Origin of the sequence: Pseudomonas sp. Bc-h (assembly GCF_002080045.1) — a bacterium.
Classification (GTDB): domain Bacteria; phylum Pseudomonadota; class Gammaproteobacteria; order Pseudomonadales; family Pseudomonadaceae; genus Aquipseudomonas.
Genome location: NZ_MUIN01000007.1, coordinates 195,834 through 212,800, shown reverse-complemented (window position 1 = coordinate 212,800; position 16,967 = coordinate 195,834). Strand labels below are relative to the sequence as shown.

General features: G+C 59.9%; 13 protein-coding genes. 3 read left to right on the top strand and 10 right to left on the bottom strand.

What is annotated here, in order from left to right; genetic code table 11:
- Position 1: 1 nt before the first annotated feature.
- The 6 genes from BWR59_RS13850 to BWR59_RS13825 form a co-directional block, all read right to left on the bottom strand.
- The gene (locus tag BWR59_RS13850; protein ID WP_168184489.1) at positions 2 to 1,267 is read right to left on the bottom strand and encodes a cellulase family glycosylhydrolase; all 1,266 of its coding nucleotides are present in this window, start codon (positions 1,265 to 1,267) and stop codon (positions 2 to 4) included.
- Between the two features lie 51 nt (positions 1,268 to 1,318).
- Positions 1,319 to 2,497, bottom strand: a complete 1,179-nt coding sequence (locus BWR59_RS13845; protein WP_081566202.1) for a glycosyltransferase — start codon at positions 2,495 to 2,497, stop codon at positions 1,319 to 1,321.
- A 1-nt stretch (position 2,498) separates the two neighbouring features.
- A complete protein-coding gene (locus tag BWR59_RS13840; protein ID WP_081566201.1) occupies positions 2,499 to 4,493 on the bottom strand; it encodes a lipopolysaccharide biosynthesis protein in 1,995 nt (664 codons plus the stop codon).
- Between the two features lie 18 nt (positions 4,494 to 4,511).
- The gene (locus BWR59_RS13835) at positions 4,512 to 5,285 is read right to left on the bottom strand and encodes a polysaccharide biosynthesis/export family protein (RefSeq protein ID WP_081566200.1); all 774 of its coding nucleotides are present in this window, start codon (positions 5,283 to 5,285) and stop codon (positions 4,512 to 4,514) included.
- Between the two features lie 184 nt (positions 5,286 to 5,469).
- Positions 5,470 to 6,924, bottom strand: a complete 1,455-nt coding sequence (locus tag BWR59_RS13830; RefSeq protein ID WP_081566199.1) for a mannose-1-phosphate guanylyltransferase/mannose-6-phosphate isomerase — start codon at positions 6,922 to 6,924, stop codon at positions 5,470 to 5,472.
- A complete protein-coding gene (locus BWR59_RS13825; RefSeq protein ID WP_081566198.1) occupies positions 6,924 to 8,360 on the bottom strand; it encodes an undecaprenyl-phosphate glucose phosphotransferase in 1,437 nt (478 codons plus the stop codon). Before BWR59_RS13825 ends, BWR59_RS13830 begins: the two co-directional genes overlap by 1 nt.
- A 471-nt stretch (positions 8,361 to 8,831) precedes the next feature.
- Here BWR59_RS13825 and yegS point away from each other — a divergent pair, with 471 nt between their 5' ends.
- Positions 8,832 to 9,740 carry a lipid kinase YegS gene (gene yegS / locus BWR59_RS13820; protein WP_081566197.1) on the top strand — a complete coding sequence of 303 codons (909 nt, stop codon included), beginning with the start codon at positions 8,832 to 8,834 and terminating at the stop codon, positions 9,738 to 9,740.
- A 61-nt stretch (positions 9,741 to 9,801) separates the two neighbouring features.
- Here yegS and BWR59_RS13815 read toward each other — a convergent pair whose 3' ends face one another.
- The 3 genes from BWR59_RS13815 to BWR59_RS13805 form a co-directional block, all read right to left on the bottom strand.
- Entirely contained in the window at positions 9,802 to 10,461 is a 660-nt protein-coding gene (locus BWR59_RS13815; RefSeq protein WP_081566196.1) for a response regulator transcription factor, read from the bottom strand.
- Complete coding sequence (locus BWR59_RS13810) at positions 10,458 to 11,348, bottom strand: sensor histidine kinase (protein ID WP_081566195.1); 891 nt, start codon at positions 11,346 to 11,348, stop codon at positions 10,458 to 10,460. Before BWR59_RS13810 ends, BWR59_RS13815 begins: the two co-directional genes overlap by 4 nt.
- 516 nt (positions 11,349 to 11,864) lie before the next feature.
- Positions 11,865 to 12,332 (bottom strand): hypothetical protein, encoded by a 468-nt coding sequence (locus BWR59_RS13805; protein WP_230982006.1) that lies wholly within the window; start codon positions 12,330 to 12,332, stop codon positions 11,865 to 11,867.
- A gap of 531 nt (positions 12,333 to 12,863) precedes the next feature.
- Here BWR59_RS13805 and BWR59_RS13800 point away from each other — a divergent pair.
- A complete protein-coding gene (locus BWR59_RS13800) occupies positions 12,864 to 13,790 on the top strand; it encodes a chemotaxis protein CheV (RefSeq protein WP_081566194.1) in 927 nt (308 codons plus the stop codon).
- A gap of 120 nt (positions 13,791 to 13,910) precedes the next feature.
- Positions 13,911 to 14,720 (top strand): MOSC domain-containing protein, encoded by an 810-nt coding sequence (locus tag BWR59_RS13795; protein WP_081566193.1) that lies wholly within the window; start codon positions 13,911 to 13,913, stop codon positions 14,718 to 14,720.
- Positions 14,721 to 14,788: 68 nt separating this feature from the next.
- On the opposite strand, the gene BWR59_RS13790 is transcribed toward BWR59_RS13795, so the two are convergent.
- Complete coding sequence (locus tag BWR59_RS13790; protein WP_081566192.1) at positions 14,789 to 16,717, bottom strand: transglycosylase SLT domain-containing protein; 1,929 nt, start codon at positions 16,715 to 16,717, stop codon at positions 14,789 to 14,791.
- Positions 16,718 to 16,967: the final 250 nt, after the last annotated feature.

Here is a 16,967-nt window from a genome sequence, read left to right as displayed (position 1 = left end):
GCTAACGGTCCCAGGCCAGGATTTGCAGGGAGGGCATCAACGGCACGTCGACTCCCTTGGCGTCAGCCAGCGAGGTGCGCTGGCCGGTCAACGGGTTGTACAGGGTGGCGGCCTTGATGCCAGGGAAATTCAGGTGCGCGCCACTGGCGCTCCAGGCCATCAGCAGGTGTGAGCCGTCCGGGCGATTCCAGGCAACGGCATAAAGGTCTTCGGGCACCGCCAGCGCGGGAGGCGGATCCGCCGGCACCAAGCTTGGGCCCGTCACCTCGAAGAAGTTTTTCAAGGCGGTGTACACCGGTTTCGGTTCGCCGTTGAGGTCCAACAGGCCGTAGCCGCGATCCCGGGCGCTGGCCCGTTGATCCAGATCACTGAGGTTGAACAGGAAGATGCGCTGGTAATCCATCGTGCTCATCATCGCCAGACGGCGCAGGGTGTAATCGGCCTGGCCTTGAACGCCGATGATCTGCTGCATCTCCACCGGCCCGCTGTAGCTCGACCAACCCCATTCGGTGGCCCAGACGTCCTTGACCCCGGCGTCGTGCAGGGTTTTGTTGAGGGCGTTGCCGCGCACCAGAAAATCGCGGTCGGCCACCGAGTCGCCTTCCGGGTATTCGGAATAGGGGTGATAGGCCGCCACGATGTTCTGACTGGCCAGGCCCTGATCCACCATCGACTGCAACATGAAGCCGGTCGAGCCGCGCATCTGCCCGTAATAGGCGACGCCCGCCGTGACGATCGGTTTGCCCGGCAGTGCGCTGCGGATGGCGCTGGCGGTGGTGGTCAGCAGGTGGTAGTACGCCACCGGATCGGCCTGCGGCAGCCAGATGATATTGGGCTCGTTCCACACCTGCCAGTGACTGACCTGCGGGTAATGCTGGGCGAGCGCCGTCATGCGTTCAGCGAAGATGGAGTCATCCTGCGGCGGGTATTGATCGGCGTTACTGGCTCCCTGCGGCGCGCTGCTGTCGAAGGTCGCCGAACCCACCAGATAGGCGACGGTGTTGTAGTTGTGGGGACTGGCTGCTTTCATCGCCGCATCGAGATCGCCGAGGTTGTACTGCCCCTGCGCGGGTTCCAGGATCGGCCAGTGCAAGGTCCAGCGAATCCAGTTCAGGCCCAGTTGATCGAGCCGGGTCATCTGCTTCTGATAGATCTGCGGGGTGAAGTAGTGGAACTGCACGTTGACCCCCAGGAAGTCCTTCCAGGTCACGGTCTTTTGCCCTCGCAGCACCGTTTCGGCCTGGACCGCCTGGCTGCCCAGCGTCATCAATGCACAGGCGCTCAGAACGGTGATGACCCGTAACGCATTGCCCTTCATTCAGCGCACCTCGCAAGCTTGTTGGAATAGTTGTTGAAAGCGTTCGGCGGTTTGACTCCAGACCCGTTCACGGCCCAGAAGTGCGGCCTGATCAGCCCAGTTTTGCGCCATCTGCGGTTGTTCGCACAGACGGGTGAGCACGGCTTTGAGTGCCGGGACGTCGCCTTGCGGATAAATTTCGCCGTTGCCGTGGGACACCTCTTCGGCGAACGAGCGGGCGTCGGAAGTGATCACTCCGCGTCCGCACGCCGTGGCCCACGACAACGCGCCGCTGGTGCCGCGCAGCTTGCCAAGGAGCTTCAGTTTGCTCGACTCGCGGTAGGGCAGAACCATCACATGGTGGGCCTGGATGACATGGGGAATGTCCCCGGCCGGCAGATCCAGATGCCAGCCGATCAGGTCGGTCAGGCCCAGTTCGCGAATGCGCTGGCGCAATTGCTCCAGATAACTGCCCGACGGCCCGAACGCCATTTCAGGTTCACTGCCGCCAGCCAGAGTCAGACGCACTCGGGCGCGCAGCGCAGGCTTGTCGACGAACAACTGAGCCAGCGCCTCCAGCAGATCTTCGATGCCCTTGCCGCGGTAAATGAAGCCGAAATACAGCAGCTTCAATGGACGAAGCGGCGGCAGTGGCCATGGCGCAATGGGCAGATTGCCGTGGGGAATCACCGCCATCTGCGCCTGTTGCAGCCCCATCCGCGCTTGCAGGCTTTGATTGCCGGCCTTGGTCAGGGTGATCAAGCGGGTCATTTGCCGCGCCAGTTGGCGCTCTTCATGAAGACACAACGGATCCGCCAGCACGGTGGCGATCTCCGGTAACGGCGAGCGCAACGACGAGGCCAGTGACAATGGCCACGGCAACTTCGCCCGGCGCCAGACCAGCCGTTCCGGGTCGTGAATGGTGGCGGTGAGCGGCAGGTGCGGGAAGCGTTGACGCAACGTGCGCAGGGCATGGAATTCAGCCAGCCGACCGCCGCCGATTTCCGCATGCACCAGATTGATGCCTTGCCAGTCAGCCTCAGCCACCCGCTGACACGCCGCCTGCGGGTCATTACCCACCCCCAGCAACGGGGTTCTGACCCGCACACCCAGATCCTCCAGCGCCTGCTTGAGGTGACCGGCGTAATCGGCGATGCCGTTCTGTTCCGGCGGTAGCGGGGCGAGCAGGGCGATCTGCATCTTAACGGTGACTCCGGAACCGGCCGAGCCAGGTCAGCACCTGCTCGGGAATTTCGAAACGGCGGCGGTTGAGGATGATCCCGTCGACGTGCTTGAACGCGGTGGTCAGCGTGGACAGCGCGTTTTGCAGCATTGGCACGGTGGAGGTTTGCGCGCGCACCACCAGCGCGATCAGGTCGGCGTCGCGCAGGTGAACGAAGGCCTGTTGATTGGAGTAGAAATTCGGCGCGTCGATCAGCTGGATTTCCCCGGGCTCGGCGGGCCTGCCGTCGCCCACGCGGACCCTGTGCCCATGCTCTTCGAGCAGCTTGCGCAGGTGTTCGACGACAAACGTCACGCCTTCCCCGGAGTGTGCCGATGTCAGACCGATGCTCAGTCCTTTCTCGGCCACCTGCCTGAGCGGCAGCACGCTGTACAGGCGATAGAGGCTGGCGGTGAACGCGCTGTTGCGATGGGGCTGCGCGGTACTCAGGTCCTGGAGACTGGTCCACAGTGGCACGCCAAACTGCGCTTCGAGCCGGTCGCCATCGTGAATTCGCTGATCCAGCAGGTAGAACAGGTACAGCGCCAACAGGCCGACCCCGAGGCTCAACGGAATCGCCAGCAGCAACATCAGCAGGCTCTTCGGAAACACCCGGCTTGGGTTGAGCGTGGCTTGTTCGATGATCGCGATGTTGCTGATCCGGCTCTTGTCCAGTTCACGGTCGATACGCGCCTTTTCCAGGCTGTCGGTGTAGAGAATGAAATTCTTCTCCTCGGCATCCAGCTCATTCTGCAGCCGCGCGAATTGTGGTTCGAGGGTGAGCGCCTGCTGGCGGTCTTTTTCCAGCTGCGCCAACTGCGCGTCGAGTTGCTGCAGCTGAATCAGCAGTCTGGAATAACTGGCCTGCTGATCGTTGAGGATGTTCTGCAAGCGCGTGAACAGCGGATTGGGCGCGATGTTTTCGGTGCGTTGTACCGTCGCGGCCTGGTTGCCCCACAGCTCTTTGAGGTTCTTGATTTCGTTATCCAGCGCCCGAACCGGCGGCGCACTTTCCTTGAACGAGCGCAGCAGTTCCTGACGCTCGACTTCCTTGCTGTTGATGCGGTTCTGCAAGTCCTGGCGGTTGGGGTTGAGGGCCAGTTCCTTGCCGGAGCTGATCAGCCGGGTCTGCTTGTTGATCTGCTCCTGAATCTTCTCCATTCCGGCCTTGGTCGAGGCGATGGAGCGTGCGGTGTTGTTGCGCTCTGTACGCAGGTCGTTGAGGCCCTGGGCCGTGTCCGCCAGACGCTGACCGATACTCACCGTGCCCAGTTGATTGAGCAGCGCCTGAATCTGTTCCTTGTGGGACAGAATGTTGCCCTGGGTGTCCTTGACCTCCTGTTCATAGAAGGCATACAGGCTGACCCGGCCAAGGGTCCGGGTGCGCTCGTTCTCGTATTGCTCCACCCAGCTCTTGAGCACAGTCTGCGCCACTTGCGGGTTGTTCCAGGTGAAGGTCAGTTCCATCACCGAGGAGCCCGGCTCATGGGTGACCTTGAAGCTCTTTTCCAGGTCCTCTGCCAGGCGCTCTTCGGGAGAGCGCTTTTCGATCAGGCCGACCAGTTCCAGCCCGCCGCGCACCACTGCCACAATGCCTTGAACGGTGGCGCGCACGGCGCTCTTGATCGCTGCGGTAACACCCGTAGGTTGTGGTGCATTGGACAAGGCGTCCATGTATTGCTGGGCAACCAGGCGGGTGATGGGCCGCCCGGTCAGCATGCGTTCTTCGTCCAGCAGCGGGTCGCGCAGGGCATTGGGCATGACGATCGATGGCCGGTCGGCGTACTCGATCGGCACGGTGCTGGTGTCGCGGCCGGGCTTGACCAGCAATAGCGCCGTGGATTCATAACGGTTGGGCAACAGGAATGCACCCAGCAGGATGATCGCGAAGGTCGCCACGACGGTGATCTGGACTTCGCGCCGAAAAATGAAGAACAGGCGCAACAGGTCGCGCAATGAGCGGATGCTTATCATGTCGGTGGTCCCTGCCGATTAATTGTTGTCGCGCAAGTTGTAATTCACGCCGAAACCCAACGATTTCGAGAAGGGAATCAGCTGATTGAAATACAGGTTCACGCCGTCGATCTTGTTGCCGACCGACGATTTGGGGACGAACACGACATCGCCGCGTTGCAGCAGTACTGGCGCGGTGGGGCCTCCACTGCCCGCGTAGAGAAGCTTGCTGTAGTCGAAGAAATAGGTCTTGTAGAGGCCGTCGTCGCCCTGACGCAGCAGCGCCACCAGGCGCGCATCGGCATCGGCGTTGATGCCACCCGCGCCGACCAGCGCCTGTTCCAGATTGGTCACCACCGCCACCGGCAGGTTGGCCGGATTGCGCACCGCACCGCCGACGAACACCATGTTGCTCGGGGCCTGACTGATATTGATGGTCAGCGCGGTTTCCCGGTAGACCGGCGCGAGTTTGTCTTCGAGGACCTGCGTGAGTTGCGGGACCGTCAGCCCGGCAGCTTTCACTGAGCCTATGTAGGGGTAGGAAAACGTACCGTCGTTGAGCACCGGAAACAGCGTCAGCTCGTAAATCGAGTTGGCGGTGAAGGCCGATATCGAAGGTGCCTCGCCGGTGTTGCGCACGATGCGCAACGTGTCGCCGGCATGGATGCGCTCGGGCGGCAGCGGCTTGCCTGCGAGCGCGCGACCTGCGGCTTGGGCGGCCTGGATTTCCGGTGATTCCGGCAGCCCGATCCGCGCGGGCGTATTGCACGCGCACAGCAGCAGGACGCTGGCGAGCAACAGCGTGTTTTTCATTGGTCCAGAACTCCTGTCATGCATGAATACGGCTCCCTTGCGGGTAAAACAATCATGTCGGCGGCACTGCCAAGTCCAATGTCTTCGATGCGTCGGTGTTACGTAGGGGAGAGCGGTGACCTCGCTGCGCTACAAAAAGGGGTATCAGCCGCGACGACGCGGCTGTGACGGGTTGCCAGTTGGATCAGACTTTCGGTGCGTCCGGCACGCGACCGTAGATATCGGTGAAGCGCACGATGTCGTCTTCGCCCAGATACTCGCCGCTCTGCACCTCGATCATCACCAGGTCGATCACTCCCGGATTGATCAGACGATGGGTGTGGCCGGGCTTGATGAAGGTCGATTCGTTGGTGTCGAGCATGAATTCACGCTCGCCATTGGTGACCTGGGCCATACCGCTGACCACGATCCAGTGCTCGCTGCGATGGTGGTGCATCTGCAGCGACAGCGACCCCTGAGGCTTGACCACGATGCGCTTGATCTTGAAGCGTTTGCCTTCCTCCAGCACCGTGTACGTGCCCCAGGGGCGGGTCACGGTGTTGTGCAGCAGATACGCCGGATGGCCCTGACGCTTGAGCTCCTGGGCGATCAGCTTGACCTCTTGAGTGCGCTCGGCATCGGCGATCAGCAGGGCATCCGGGGTGTCGATGATGATCAGGTTGTCCAGGCCCACGGCACCGACCAGACGCTTCTTGGAGTCGATGTAGCAGTTGGTCACATCGTGCAGCACCACCTGACCATTGAACTGGTTTCCGTTCTCGTCGGCAGGCGCCAGTTCACGAATCGCCGACCATGAGCCGATATCGCTCCAGCCCAGTTCGCAGGGCACCACGGCGACCTTCTGCGAACGCTCCATCAGCGCATAGTCGATGGAGATGTCCGGCGCCAGAGCAAAGGTGCTGGCGTCCAGTTCCATCTGCAGCTCGTTCTTGCCTTGCTTGCTGTTGCACTGGGACAGGCAATGACGCACCGCGGCCAGCACCTCTGGCGCATGGGTTTCCAGCTCCCGCAGGACCACGTCGGAGCGCATGCAGAACATCCCCGCGTTCCACAGATGCAGGCCGCCTTTGAGGTATTCGTTGGCAGTCGCTGCGTCGGGTTTTTCGACAAAACGCGCGATCTGATAGGCCTTGTCGGTCAACGCCTGACCTTTCTCGATATAGCCGAAGCCAGTTTCCGCGCGGGTCGGGATCAGGCCGAAGGTCACCAGCCAGCCTTCATCGGCCAGCTTGCGGGCGTCGTTGACGGCGCTTACGAAAGCCTGCGCATCGTTGATCAATTGATCGGCGGGCAGGATCAGCAACTGCGCGTCGTCGCCGTGCAGCGCCTGGACATGCAGCGCAGCGGCAGCGATGGCGGGGGCGGTGTTGCGACCGAAGGGCTCGAGCAGAAAATCAAGGTGGATTTTGTTCTTGTTCAGCAGCCGATAGTCATCGACGGTGCGGAAGTACACTTCGCGGTTAGTCACCGTCAGCACACTTTCCACGCCCTCCAGACTGCTGGCGCGATTGAAGGTCTTCTGCAGCAGGCTTTCGCCATCGGGCAAACGCATGAAGGGTTTGGGCATGGCCTCACGTGAGACTGGCCACAATCGGGTGCCGGCACCGCCGGCGATAATGCAGGGAATAAGGGTGCCCATCAGTAAGCCTCGCGAGAGAAGAGCACTGCCGGAACAGTGCGCAGAAGGATGTATAGATCGAACCAGACGGACCAGTTTTCGATGTATTCAAGATCGAATTCGACACGCTTTTCGATCTTTTCCACAGTATCTGTCTCACCACGAAAACCGTTGATCTGTGCCAGTCCGGTAATCCCCGGCTTGACCCGATGACGCGAGGTGTACTCCTTGACAGCTTGCTCGAACAGAATGCCCGCAGCCTTGGTGGCTGTGGCATGTGGGCGCGGCCCCACCATCGACATGTTGCCCGCGAACACGTTGAACAGTTGTGGCAGCTCATCCAGGCTGGTCTTGCGGATGAAGCGCCCGACCCGGGTGACCCTGGCGTCACCCTTGACGGTCTGTTGCTCTGCGGTGGCATCCGCCTGGTGGGTGTGCATCGAGCGGAACTTGCACACCGTGATCAGGCGGTTGTTATAACCGTAGCGTTTTTGCCAGAACAGAACGGGCCCCTTGGAGTCCAGCTTGATCGCCAGGGCGATCAGCAACATCACCGGAGACAGCAGCAAAATCGCCAGACTCGACAGCACCATGTCTTCGACGCGCTTGAACAGCGGCGACCAGCCGCGCAATGGCACGTCGGAGGCATTGAACATCGGCAGGCTGGCGACTTCGGTGATGCGGTTGTGCGCATGGCGGAACGCGACCATGTCAGGCACCAGCAGCACGTTCACCGGCAACCTGCGCAATTCTCGAATGATGTAGTCCATGCGGTTTTCAGCCGACCAGGGCAGGGCGACCAGCACCTGGGTGACCTTTTCCTCGCGGATCAGCGATTCCAGGTCTTTGGTGTTGCCCAGCAGGGGAAGGTTGGCCATGGTTTTGGGCATGCGACCGATGCGGTCGTCGATGAAGCCCAGGACTCCGGAGCGGATGTCCTGGTTCTGCAGCATGTATTCGGCCAGACGCTGGCCATTTTCGGTGGCGCCCAAAATCACCGCGTTCTGCAGAAAGAAACCACGCGCCATCAGGCGTTTGTAGATCATCAGCAGCAACACACGTTCGGCGCAGAACATCACCAGGCTGGCGATGAACCAGACCATCAGTTGCTCCTGGGTGATGAAGTCGAACAGGTCCATGGCTTTGTGCATGAACAGCAACACACAAAACGCCGAGGACCAGACGAACAGGATCATCTTGAAGCGCGAGCGGTTGGTGAAGATGCTCTCGGAGTACACCCCCAGTGCCTGGAACATCAGCACGCAGACGACCCCGAACAGGCCCTGCACCATCAGGTAAGTTTCCGGGGCAGAAGGGGCCGTGGTTTTCCAGTAGGCGAGAATCAGAATGCCAGGCAGGACTGAAGTCAATCCATGAACGAGCCTGACGGCGAACAGGAAATACTCGATCAGACTGGTGCGCGTGAGCAAAAGACTGTCGACCGGTTGCAGTCGCATAAAACGTCCTCACATCTTCGATCCATGAATCCATGACTGACTTATTCACCCAGCTCCTCGATACCAAAGTCAATATAATGACTTTTTTGCAGGGTATTTCGGAATAAGCCAATAATTTGTCGATTAAGCACCCTCTTGATCCACATTTCAATCCTGCCCATGAGAAAAAATCCCATTTATTCCCAAACGGCGTAGGACTACTCCCAAATGCGTATCAGTAATGCCCTCAAACGGGTGCCTTGATCAGTAAAGCCCATGAAACAGCTGGTGTCATGCCGACCGACGGCCGCAGCTCACCTGTAAAGCATCGGCAACGCCGACAGGCATGGAGGAGTGACACATCGGATCCAATGGTTGCAGGGAGTTCGATGATTTTCGCGCGTAGCAAAATAAATTCAGCGACAGGGCTTTTTCTGCGTGAGGTGAGGTCAACATCAGACGCAATGAATCGCACCAGTAGAGGGAAGGAACATGACGGAGCGCAGAGCATTATTGATTCTTCACGGCAAGCAGGCGCTCAACGAGGACGTTCGCAATGCGGTGGAACGCAAGCGCAAGCACGGTTGGGAGCTGGATGTGCGGTTGACCTGGGAGGGAGGGGACGCCCAACGTCTGGTATCCGAGGCGTTGGCTGCCGGGCACACACAGATCATTGCCGGCGGGGGCGACGGCACCCTGCGGGATATCGCCGAAGCGCTGGCGCAGGCCGACAGCGACGCCAGCCTGACCATTCTGCCGCTGGGCACGGCCAACGATTTTGCCCGTTCAGCCGGCGTGCCACTTGAAGTCGAGCGCGCGCTGGATCTGCTCGATGTCCCGGCGCGAACGGTGGACATGGGTGCGGTCGGTGGGCAGATGTTTCTCAATATGGCGACCGGCGGCTTCGGCAGCCAGGTGACGGCCAATACCTCCGAGGACCTGAAAAAGGTACTGGGCGGGGCGGCGTACCTGTTCACCGGTCTGACGCGCTTCAGCGAGTTGAAAGCGGCCTATGGCGAGTTGAACGGGCCGGATTTCCATTGGCGCGGTGATTTGCTGGCGCTGGGCATCGGCAATGGCCGTCAGGCCGGAGGCGGACACCCGTTGTGCCCCAACGCGCTGGCCGACGACGGTTTGCTCGATATCAGCATCCTGCCCGCCCCTCAGGAAGTGGTGGGCACGCTCAAAAGCCTGCTGGAAGGCGGCTTGGGCATCGACAACTTTTTTGTGCGGGCACGTCTGCCGTGGGTGGAGCTGAAATCGACGGAAGGGCTGGACATCAACCTGGACGGCGAACCGTTGCGCGGCGACAACCTGCGCTTCGAAGCCAGGCCTGGTGCGTTGCGCATTCACCTGCCGGCGCATTCACCGCTGCTGGGGCAGTCGAATCGGATTGGGTGACTCGTCCCACTGTTGGAGGGAGCCAGTGTCGTGAACAAACGTTTGCGCGCAGCCGCAAGCGTCAATCATCCAGGCTGATGATCTGCTCCCTCACGCAGAATAAAACCAGACCCGCCACGTCGTAGATCTGCAAACGCTTCATGATCTGCGAGCGGTGAGTCTCCACGGTCTTGACGCTCAGGTTCAGGCCGTTGGCGATCTCCCGGGTCGACTTGCCGCGCACGATCAGGCGCAGGATTTCCAGCTGCCGCGCCGTGAGATTGTGGTTTTCAACCGGCTCGACCTTGTTCGACTGCGCGCTGACCAGCGCCTGATTGATCACGGTGTGTGCGATCGCCGGGCTCAAATAGCGTTCATCGTTGCGCAAGGCTTCCAGTGCCTGTTCGATCTCGGTGGCCGTCGCGTCCTTGAGCAGATAGCCGTGAGCACCGCCTTCCAGGGCGCGCATGATCATGTGCGGGTCGGTGTGCATGGACAGAATCAGCACTTTGCTGTCGGGCAGCGCCTTGTGCAGTCGTTCAAGTGCATCCAGCCCGTTGCTGTCCTTCATGGAAATGTCGAGCAGGATGATGTCCGGCGCAAGCTCCAGGGTCATCTCCAGCAATTGTTCGCCATCGGCGGCTTCGCCAATGACCTGATAGCCGGGGATGTCGGAAACCAGCGCGCGAACGCCGGCGCGGATCAGAGCGTGGTCATCGACCAGAAGAAGATTGCAGATCATGAGTCCTTACTTATCTCGGCACGATCACGGGCACGGGGCGCCCAGGGGAACAGGGCGTGAATATGAGTACCATGGCCGGGTGAACTTTCCACGGTCAAGTGTCCGCCGAGCAAGGTCGCCCGCTCGATCATGCCAGCCATGCCGCGTTGGCCCTGCTGACCGGGATTGCTGGCCGGGGAGAATCCTGTCCCGTCATCGGAGACCATCAGCGATAACCCCTCGGGCCGACGTTGAATGCGCACCAGCAGATTCTTCGCCTGGGCATGACGCAGCATGTTGGTCACGGCCTCTTGGGTGATACGAAACGCGGCGACGGCCATTTCTTCGGGGATACCCGCCAACCGTTGCTGGCACTCCAGGCTCCAGAGGATGGGGGTGTCGGCCAGTGTGCGCAGCAGGTGCGCACGCAAGCTGGCCTCAAGGCCCAGACTCGCCAGTTGCCGGGGATTGAGGATGGCCGACACGTCGCGAACCTTGGCCAGGGTTTCGTCGAGAATGCTGTTGAGCATGATGCAGTGCGGGTGCAGATCTTCCGGGGCTCTGCGTTGCATCCAGTCGCTCTGCAGTTTGGCCGCCGTGAGCATCTGGCCGATATCGTCATGCAACTCACGACTCAACCGGTGACGCTCGGTTTCTTGCACCTGGAGCATGTGATCGGCGAGCTCCTGGGGTTGGAAATGGATGGTCCGATCCGGGCGTCTGATGCAATACCAAATGCACAGGAACGCCAGGACGTTGATCGATACAAAACCCAATGGCACGCCGTAGTCGAACAAATACGCGCCAATATTACAGACGGTTGTCGCAAGGCATAATATTGCTAGCCATCGAAGTGTTCTTTTCGAGTTCGTGGGGCCTGACTTGGTCGTCTTGTTGCTGCCATGCATAGCGGATGAAGCCATCGGATTATTGTTGCGGATACCTGAACCGTAATTGGCAGGCCACTTAAGGTGGTCAACAGGGCGGAGCGCGACTGCTCACCTTTTACGTGTGTACAAAAACCAGGGGTCGACTTTCAACAAGGTAGTGCGCTGCGGACTTCCCGCTTCGATTTGCGGGGCGCAGATCTTACCTGAATTACCGGGGTTATTAAGCCTTGCGTGCAAATAAGCGCCGCGAGATGTTTGTCTCAACAGTCAGGATTTGCTTCTGGAACAAACGTGCTAATTGGCCTCTGTATCGCGGTGTCACTGTTGCGATAGTTAAACGCCCACAGTTGAGCCTGCCGTTTGCCAAGTTGCGATGCAACAAGAAGCGGCGGGTATGTCGCGGTTGATGCTGGTCAAGTCAGGGAAGGACGGATTTGTCGTTTTCAGACATGTTGCCCTGCACGACGAGGCGGTCGTCAGGGCACAGAGGAGGCGTTGAACAGCGCCCGATGTTTGCCGGCTCGTCGGCAGCGTTCAGGGATGGACGACGGTAAGTGCCACCGGCCATTCGACCGGGGTGGGGTGGCTGCTTTCGACCTTGCCGATACCGCAACAGCAGCCGAACTGTTCGAGCAACTCCTGTTGTTCATGGTCATCCAGAGGCAACAGGCCGGTGACTGGATCGACCAGCTCGATCTGCCAGGACAGCAGCGACAGACACTCTCGCAACGACACCAGTGCCTTGGGCTGCAGTCGCCCGGCCGCGCTGGCGAAATACAGCAGATAGCGCAGCTGGCGGGCGAATCCGGCCACGGTCTTCACCGATGCAGCGTCGGCCTTGCCGGCAATTTGTTGCAACGTGCCCAACAGACACTCGATTGCATCCTTGTCATCGCTGATCAGCTCCAGATGACTCAGGCATTCGTCCGCTCGGGTCATCAGATGCTGGCTGTTGCCGAGAAATTCGCCGTGCAATTGATGCCACTCATTGCCGTTCAGCATGTGCAATCTCCACTCTTCATGGATCGAGATCCAGGGTCGCATGAGGCGAGTGGCCCGAAGTTAAGGTCGAGAGCAATTAAAAGTCTGTAGGGCGTTTCTGATTGTTGTGATTTATCTGCAATGGATGAGACACAGTCGTGCGCAATACCCATCGCGGCTTGGACTTTGCGGTCCACTTCCACGGTATTTACGAGGGGATCGAGGGATTCCACGAGCGCGACCACGTATCTGACTCCATTCATTCAGTGAGAATGGCGTCACAATAATGGCAATTAGAAAGCACGAATATCAGGTTTGCCCTGATTGTCGTTAAGGAATACCCCTAGGGGATTGGCAGCATCGCTTTTCAGATCGGGCGAAACGCCACTATCTGCTGGATATTTCAGCAGCCGGGATACACGCCAGTAAAGCATGATGTTAATGTGATATCAATTATGCCGCGAGGCATTTTTATCGCTGATTAAGGTCTGCAGCGGCGCTGCCGATAACGGGTATGCGGACTTACTTGAAACCCTGCTCCAGGAGCAACAGATGGCTGGCATTCTCGACACAGTAGACCAACGTACACAGCTGGTGGGTGAGAACCGCCTGGAAATCCTCATGTTTCGCCTGGCCGGTCGACAGTTGTTCGCGATCAACGTGTTCAAGGTTCAGGAAGTGCTGCAGTTGCCCAAGCTGACCTTGATGCCGCAGCGCCACCCCTTTGTCTGTGGCGTGGTCAATCTGCGTGGCCAGACCCTGCCCGTGATCGATCTGTCCCAGGCCATCGGCATGCGTCCGCTGGTGCCGGGGCCTTCGAGCACCATCATCGTCACTGAATACAACCGTTCGGTTCAAGCCTTCCTGGTGGGCGGCGTTGACCGCATCGTCAACATGAACTGGGAAGCCATTCTGCCGCCGCCGACCAGCGCCGGGCGGCAGCATTACCTCACGGCCATCAGCAAGGTCGACGACCAGTTGGTCGAAATCATCGACGTCGAGAAAGTGCTGGCCGAAATCGTGCCTTACAGCGCCAAGGTGTCCCGCGAGAAGCTCGAAGATCCGGTGCTGGAGCGCGCCCGTGGTCGCGAGGTGTTGCTGGTGGACGACTCCAATGTCGCGCTCTCGCAGCTGCGTGACACGCTGTCCCAGCTGGGCGTGAAAATGCATGTGGCCAGCGACGGCCTCAAGGCTTTGAACCTGCTAAAGGGATGGGCCGACAGCGGCGAAGTGATGACCGATAAATTGCTGATGATCTTCACCGACGCAGAAATGCCGGAGATGGATGGCTATCGGCTGACCACTGAAATTCGTAACGACCCACGTTTGCGCGGCCTGTATGTGGTGTTGCATACGTCGCTGTCGGGGAGCTTCAACGAATCGATGGTCAAGAAGGTCGGGTGCGACAATTTCCTTTCCAAATTCCAGCCTGACAAGCTGGTAGACGTGGTCCGCGAGCGGCTGATGCTCGACAACTGACCCGATACGATTTCCAGCCCCTCGCTGTATGGAGGGGCTTTTTTGTATCTGTATCGTTCCCAGGCGCGTTCCCTCGTATAAAGTGATGGCTTTGCGCTCTATCACTTCAAGGAAGCGGTCATGTTGCATCTCAGTGCGCTGTATCGGTACCCCCTCAAATCCTGCAAGGCCGAGCCGTTGCAACAGGCCAGCTTTGACGAGCTGGGGCTGAGCGGGGATCGACGCTGGATGCTGGTCGATGAGAGCAACGGCCGTTTCTTTACCCAGCGCGCCTTGCCGCACATGTCGCAGCTGTCGGTGCTGTGGAACGCCAGCGGTGGCGTCACGTTGTCGGCACCGGGTGTGGAACCGTTGGACGTACCCCTTCCTCAAGATTTGGAGTCGAGCCTGCGTGGTGTCACTGTCTGGCGCGATACCTTGCGTGTGCCGGACGCCGGCGATGAAGCAGCCCGCTGGGTCAGCGACTTCATCGGCAAGCCTACGCGCATGGTCCACGTGCCCAAGGAGCGCGCTCGTTGGTTGCCTGCCGGTTACGGCACGATTGATGACAAGGTCGGGTTCGCCGATGGATTCCCGCTGCTGCTGATCGGGCAGGCGTCGCTGGATGATCTGTCGGCAAAAATCGGCCGACCTCAGGAAATGCTGCGCTTCCGCCCGAATCTGGTGGTGGAGGGCGCCGAGGCGTTCGCAGAAGATGGCTGGAAACGTATCCGCATCGGCGACGTGGAATTCCGGCTGCTCAAGGGCTGCTCACGCTGCATCCTGACCACCATCGATCCGGCCACCGGCGAGCGCAGTGAAGATCGCGAACCGTTGAGCACGCTCAAGACCTATCGCGAGAAGGAGGGTGAAGTCTGGTTCGGCCAGAACATGGTCAACGACGGCCCGGGAACTCTGGAAGTGGGGATGAAAATCGAGGTGTTGGAGTAGTTTCTTCCTCACCATGAAAAAGGGGCGGATCCCACTGCTGTGGTCCGCCCCTTTTTCATGCCTGCTGTTTACATGTCATCGAAAAACCGTTCGTGCCAGTCAACCAGTGGCTGCGGCGCGTTGAGCTTTTGCCCGTAGATCACTGCATACGACAACACGTTTTGCACGTATTGGCGGGTTTCGTCGAATGGAATGCTCTCGACCCAGACATCGAACGACAGATGATTCGCGCCTCTCAGCCACTGACGAACGCGACCGGGACCTGCGTTGTATGCCGCAGACGCCAGTACCCGATTGCCGTTGAACTGCGCATGAACCTGACTCAAATAGGCTGCGCCCAGCTGAATGTTCTTGTCCGGGTCCAGCACCTGCGCGGGAGAGGCCAGCGGGATGCTGAACTTGCGCGCCGTTTCTTTCGCTGTCGCCGGCATCAACTGCATCAGACCGCTGGCGCCGACGCCCGAGCGAGCGTCGTCCATGAATGCGCTTTCCTGACGCGTGATGGCGAACACCCAGCTCGAATGCAAGCCACGGATCTGCGCTTCACGGACCAGCGTATCGCGGTGTGCCATCGGGAAGCGGATGTCCAGATCGTCCCAGTACTGCGCCTGGCTGATGGTGCGAATCGCCGGGAAATACCAGCGCATGTCATACGCAAGCCTGGCCTGCGCGACCATCTCGTCGCGGCTGAATCGACGGGTCACGTGATACCACTCGCGGCGACCGTTCACCACCTCGCCGCGCTCGTAGAACTCCAGCGCGCGACGCACGCCCGGCGTGTTGCGGACCTTGTTGATCGTCGCTTGGCTGAGCATCAGCGGCTTGTTGTTGAGCATGTACGGGGTTTGCGTGCGGTCCGCGGCGAGGAAGCCGTAGAAATCGCGCTCCCTGGACACGGCCTTGTACAGCGCCGGCAACTGCGGGTTGTTCGGCTGCGCAAGCTCCAGCGAGCGCGCCTGCCAGTATTTCCAGCGGTTGGTCGTGGCCAGATCCTGAGGCAGGCGGCGGGTCAGTTCATAAGCGTCGTTCCAGCGGCCCAGACGCAGCAGCAGGCGCAGACGCCACTCGGTAACGGTGTTGTCGCGCAGATCCGGGTCGTATTTGGTCATCACCTCCAGCGCGCGGCCATCGTAGCTGCGGGCGAGGGTCAGGCCGATTTCCTTGGCAATCTGCACTTGTTCTTCGTGGGAGAAATGCAGGATGGGCGAATAACTGTCGAGCAGTTCCATCGCGCGCTGGGGGTCCTGCTTGGCCAGACGACGAAGCCCCAGGCCGACCACGTCGGACATGGCTTCATCGGCAGGCATGAACTGGCCCTGGTTGTTGACCATCTCCGGTTTCTGCGCGACGGCGATCAGCAGTCGGCCTTGTGGCGCCAGGGTGGTCATGCTGTTGACCAGTTGATTGGCCAGCGCGTAGTTGCGTGCCTGCGCCGCCAGCTTGGCCCGTTGCCAGCGTTTCTGTTCGGTCAACTGACCTTCCACGGCCCACTGAGTAAAAAAGGTGTCGCAGGCGGTGGGCAGTGTCTTGCCGGTCATCCAGATCTTTTCGGCGTTGGCGTAGCCTTCCGCGCGCTGGTTGTGGCTGAGTTGGTAGGAGCCGTTGAGGCAGTCGAGCTCGACGAAATTGAGTTTGGGGTCGTAATACTTGACGAACGGTTGCCAGTCACCGCGCGATGCCAGCAAACGCAGCCAGCGCAGCTTCATGTAGTTGGCTTGCGGCAGGTCGCCATGATCGGCGAAGAATTTTTCGACTTCTTCGTTGCTCGCGGTATTAAGGCGGGCGGTCAGTTCGTCGTACGCCAGGTAGGGCTCCAGCGGATAGTCCGCCAGCGCGGAGCCGTACATGCGATACGGCCCGGCATCGCCCTTGGCCAGGGCGCGTTTGGCTTGATCGTAATACTGGCGTTGGGTGGTGATATCGACCGCTTGGACGGACTGGGCGGCGGTGGCCGACAGAAGCAGGCAGGACAAAAGGCTGAACAAACGACTGCGCATGAGACTTCCGTGCAGATGAGCGGTGAAAAGTGTCGCTAGCTTAGCCTGTTGCCAGCGCGGGTTGAAGCGCTGGGTTGAAGGCGGTCACAGATGGAAACAAACAGTGGCATTTGGTTAGCAGTCCGGCGTTCACAGTTGCCGTTGCCGTCGCCGTTGCCGTTGCCGTTGCCGTTGCCGTTGCCGTGGATCTTGATCTTGATCTTCGAGCGCAACAGCCCAGACACCACACATCGCGACTTGGGTGCAGGCT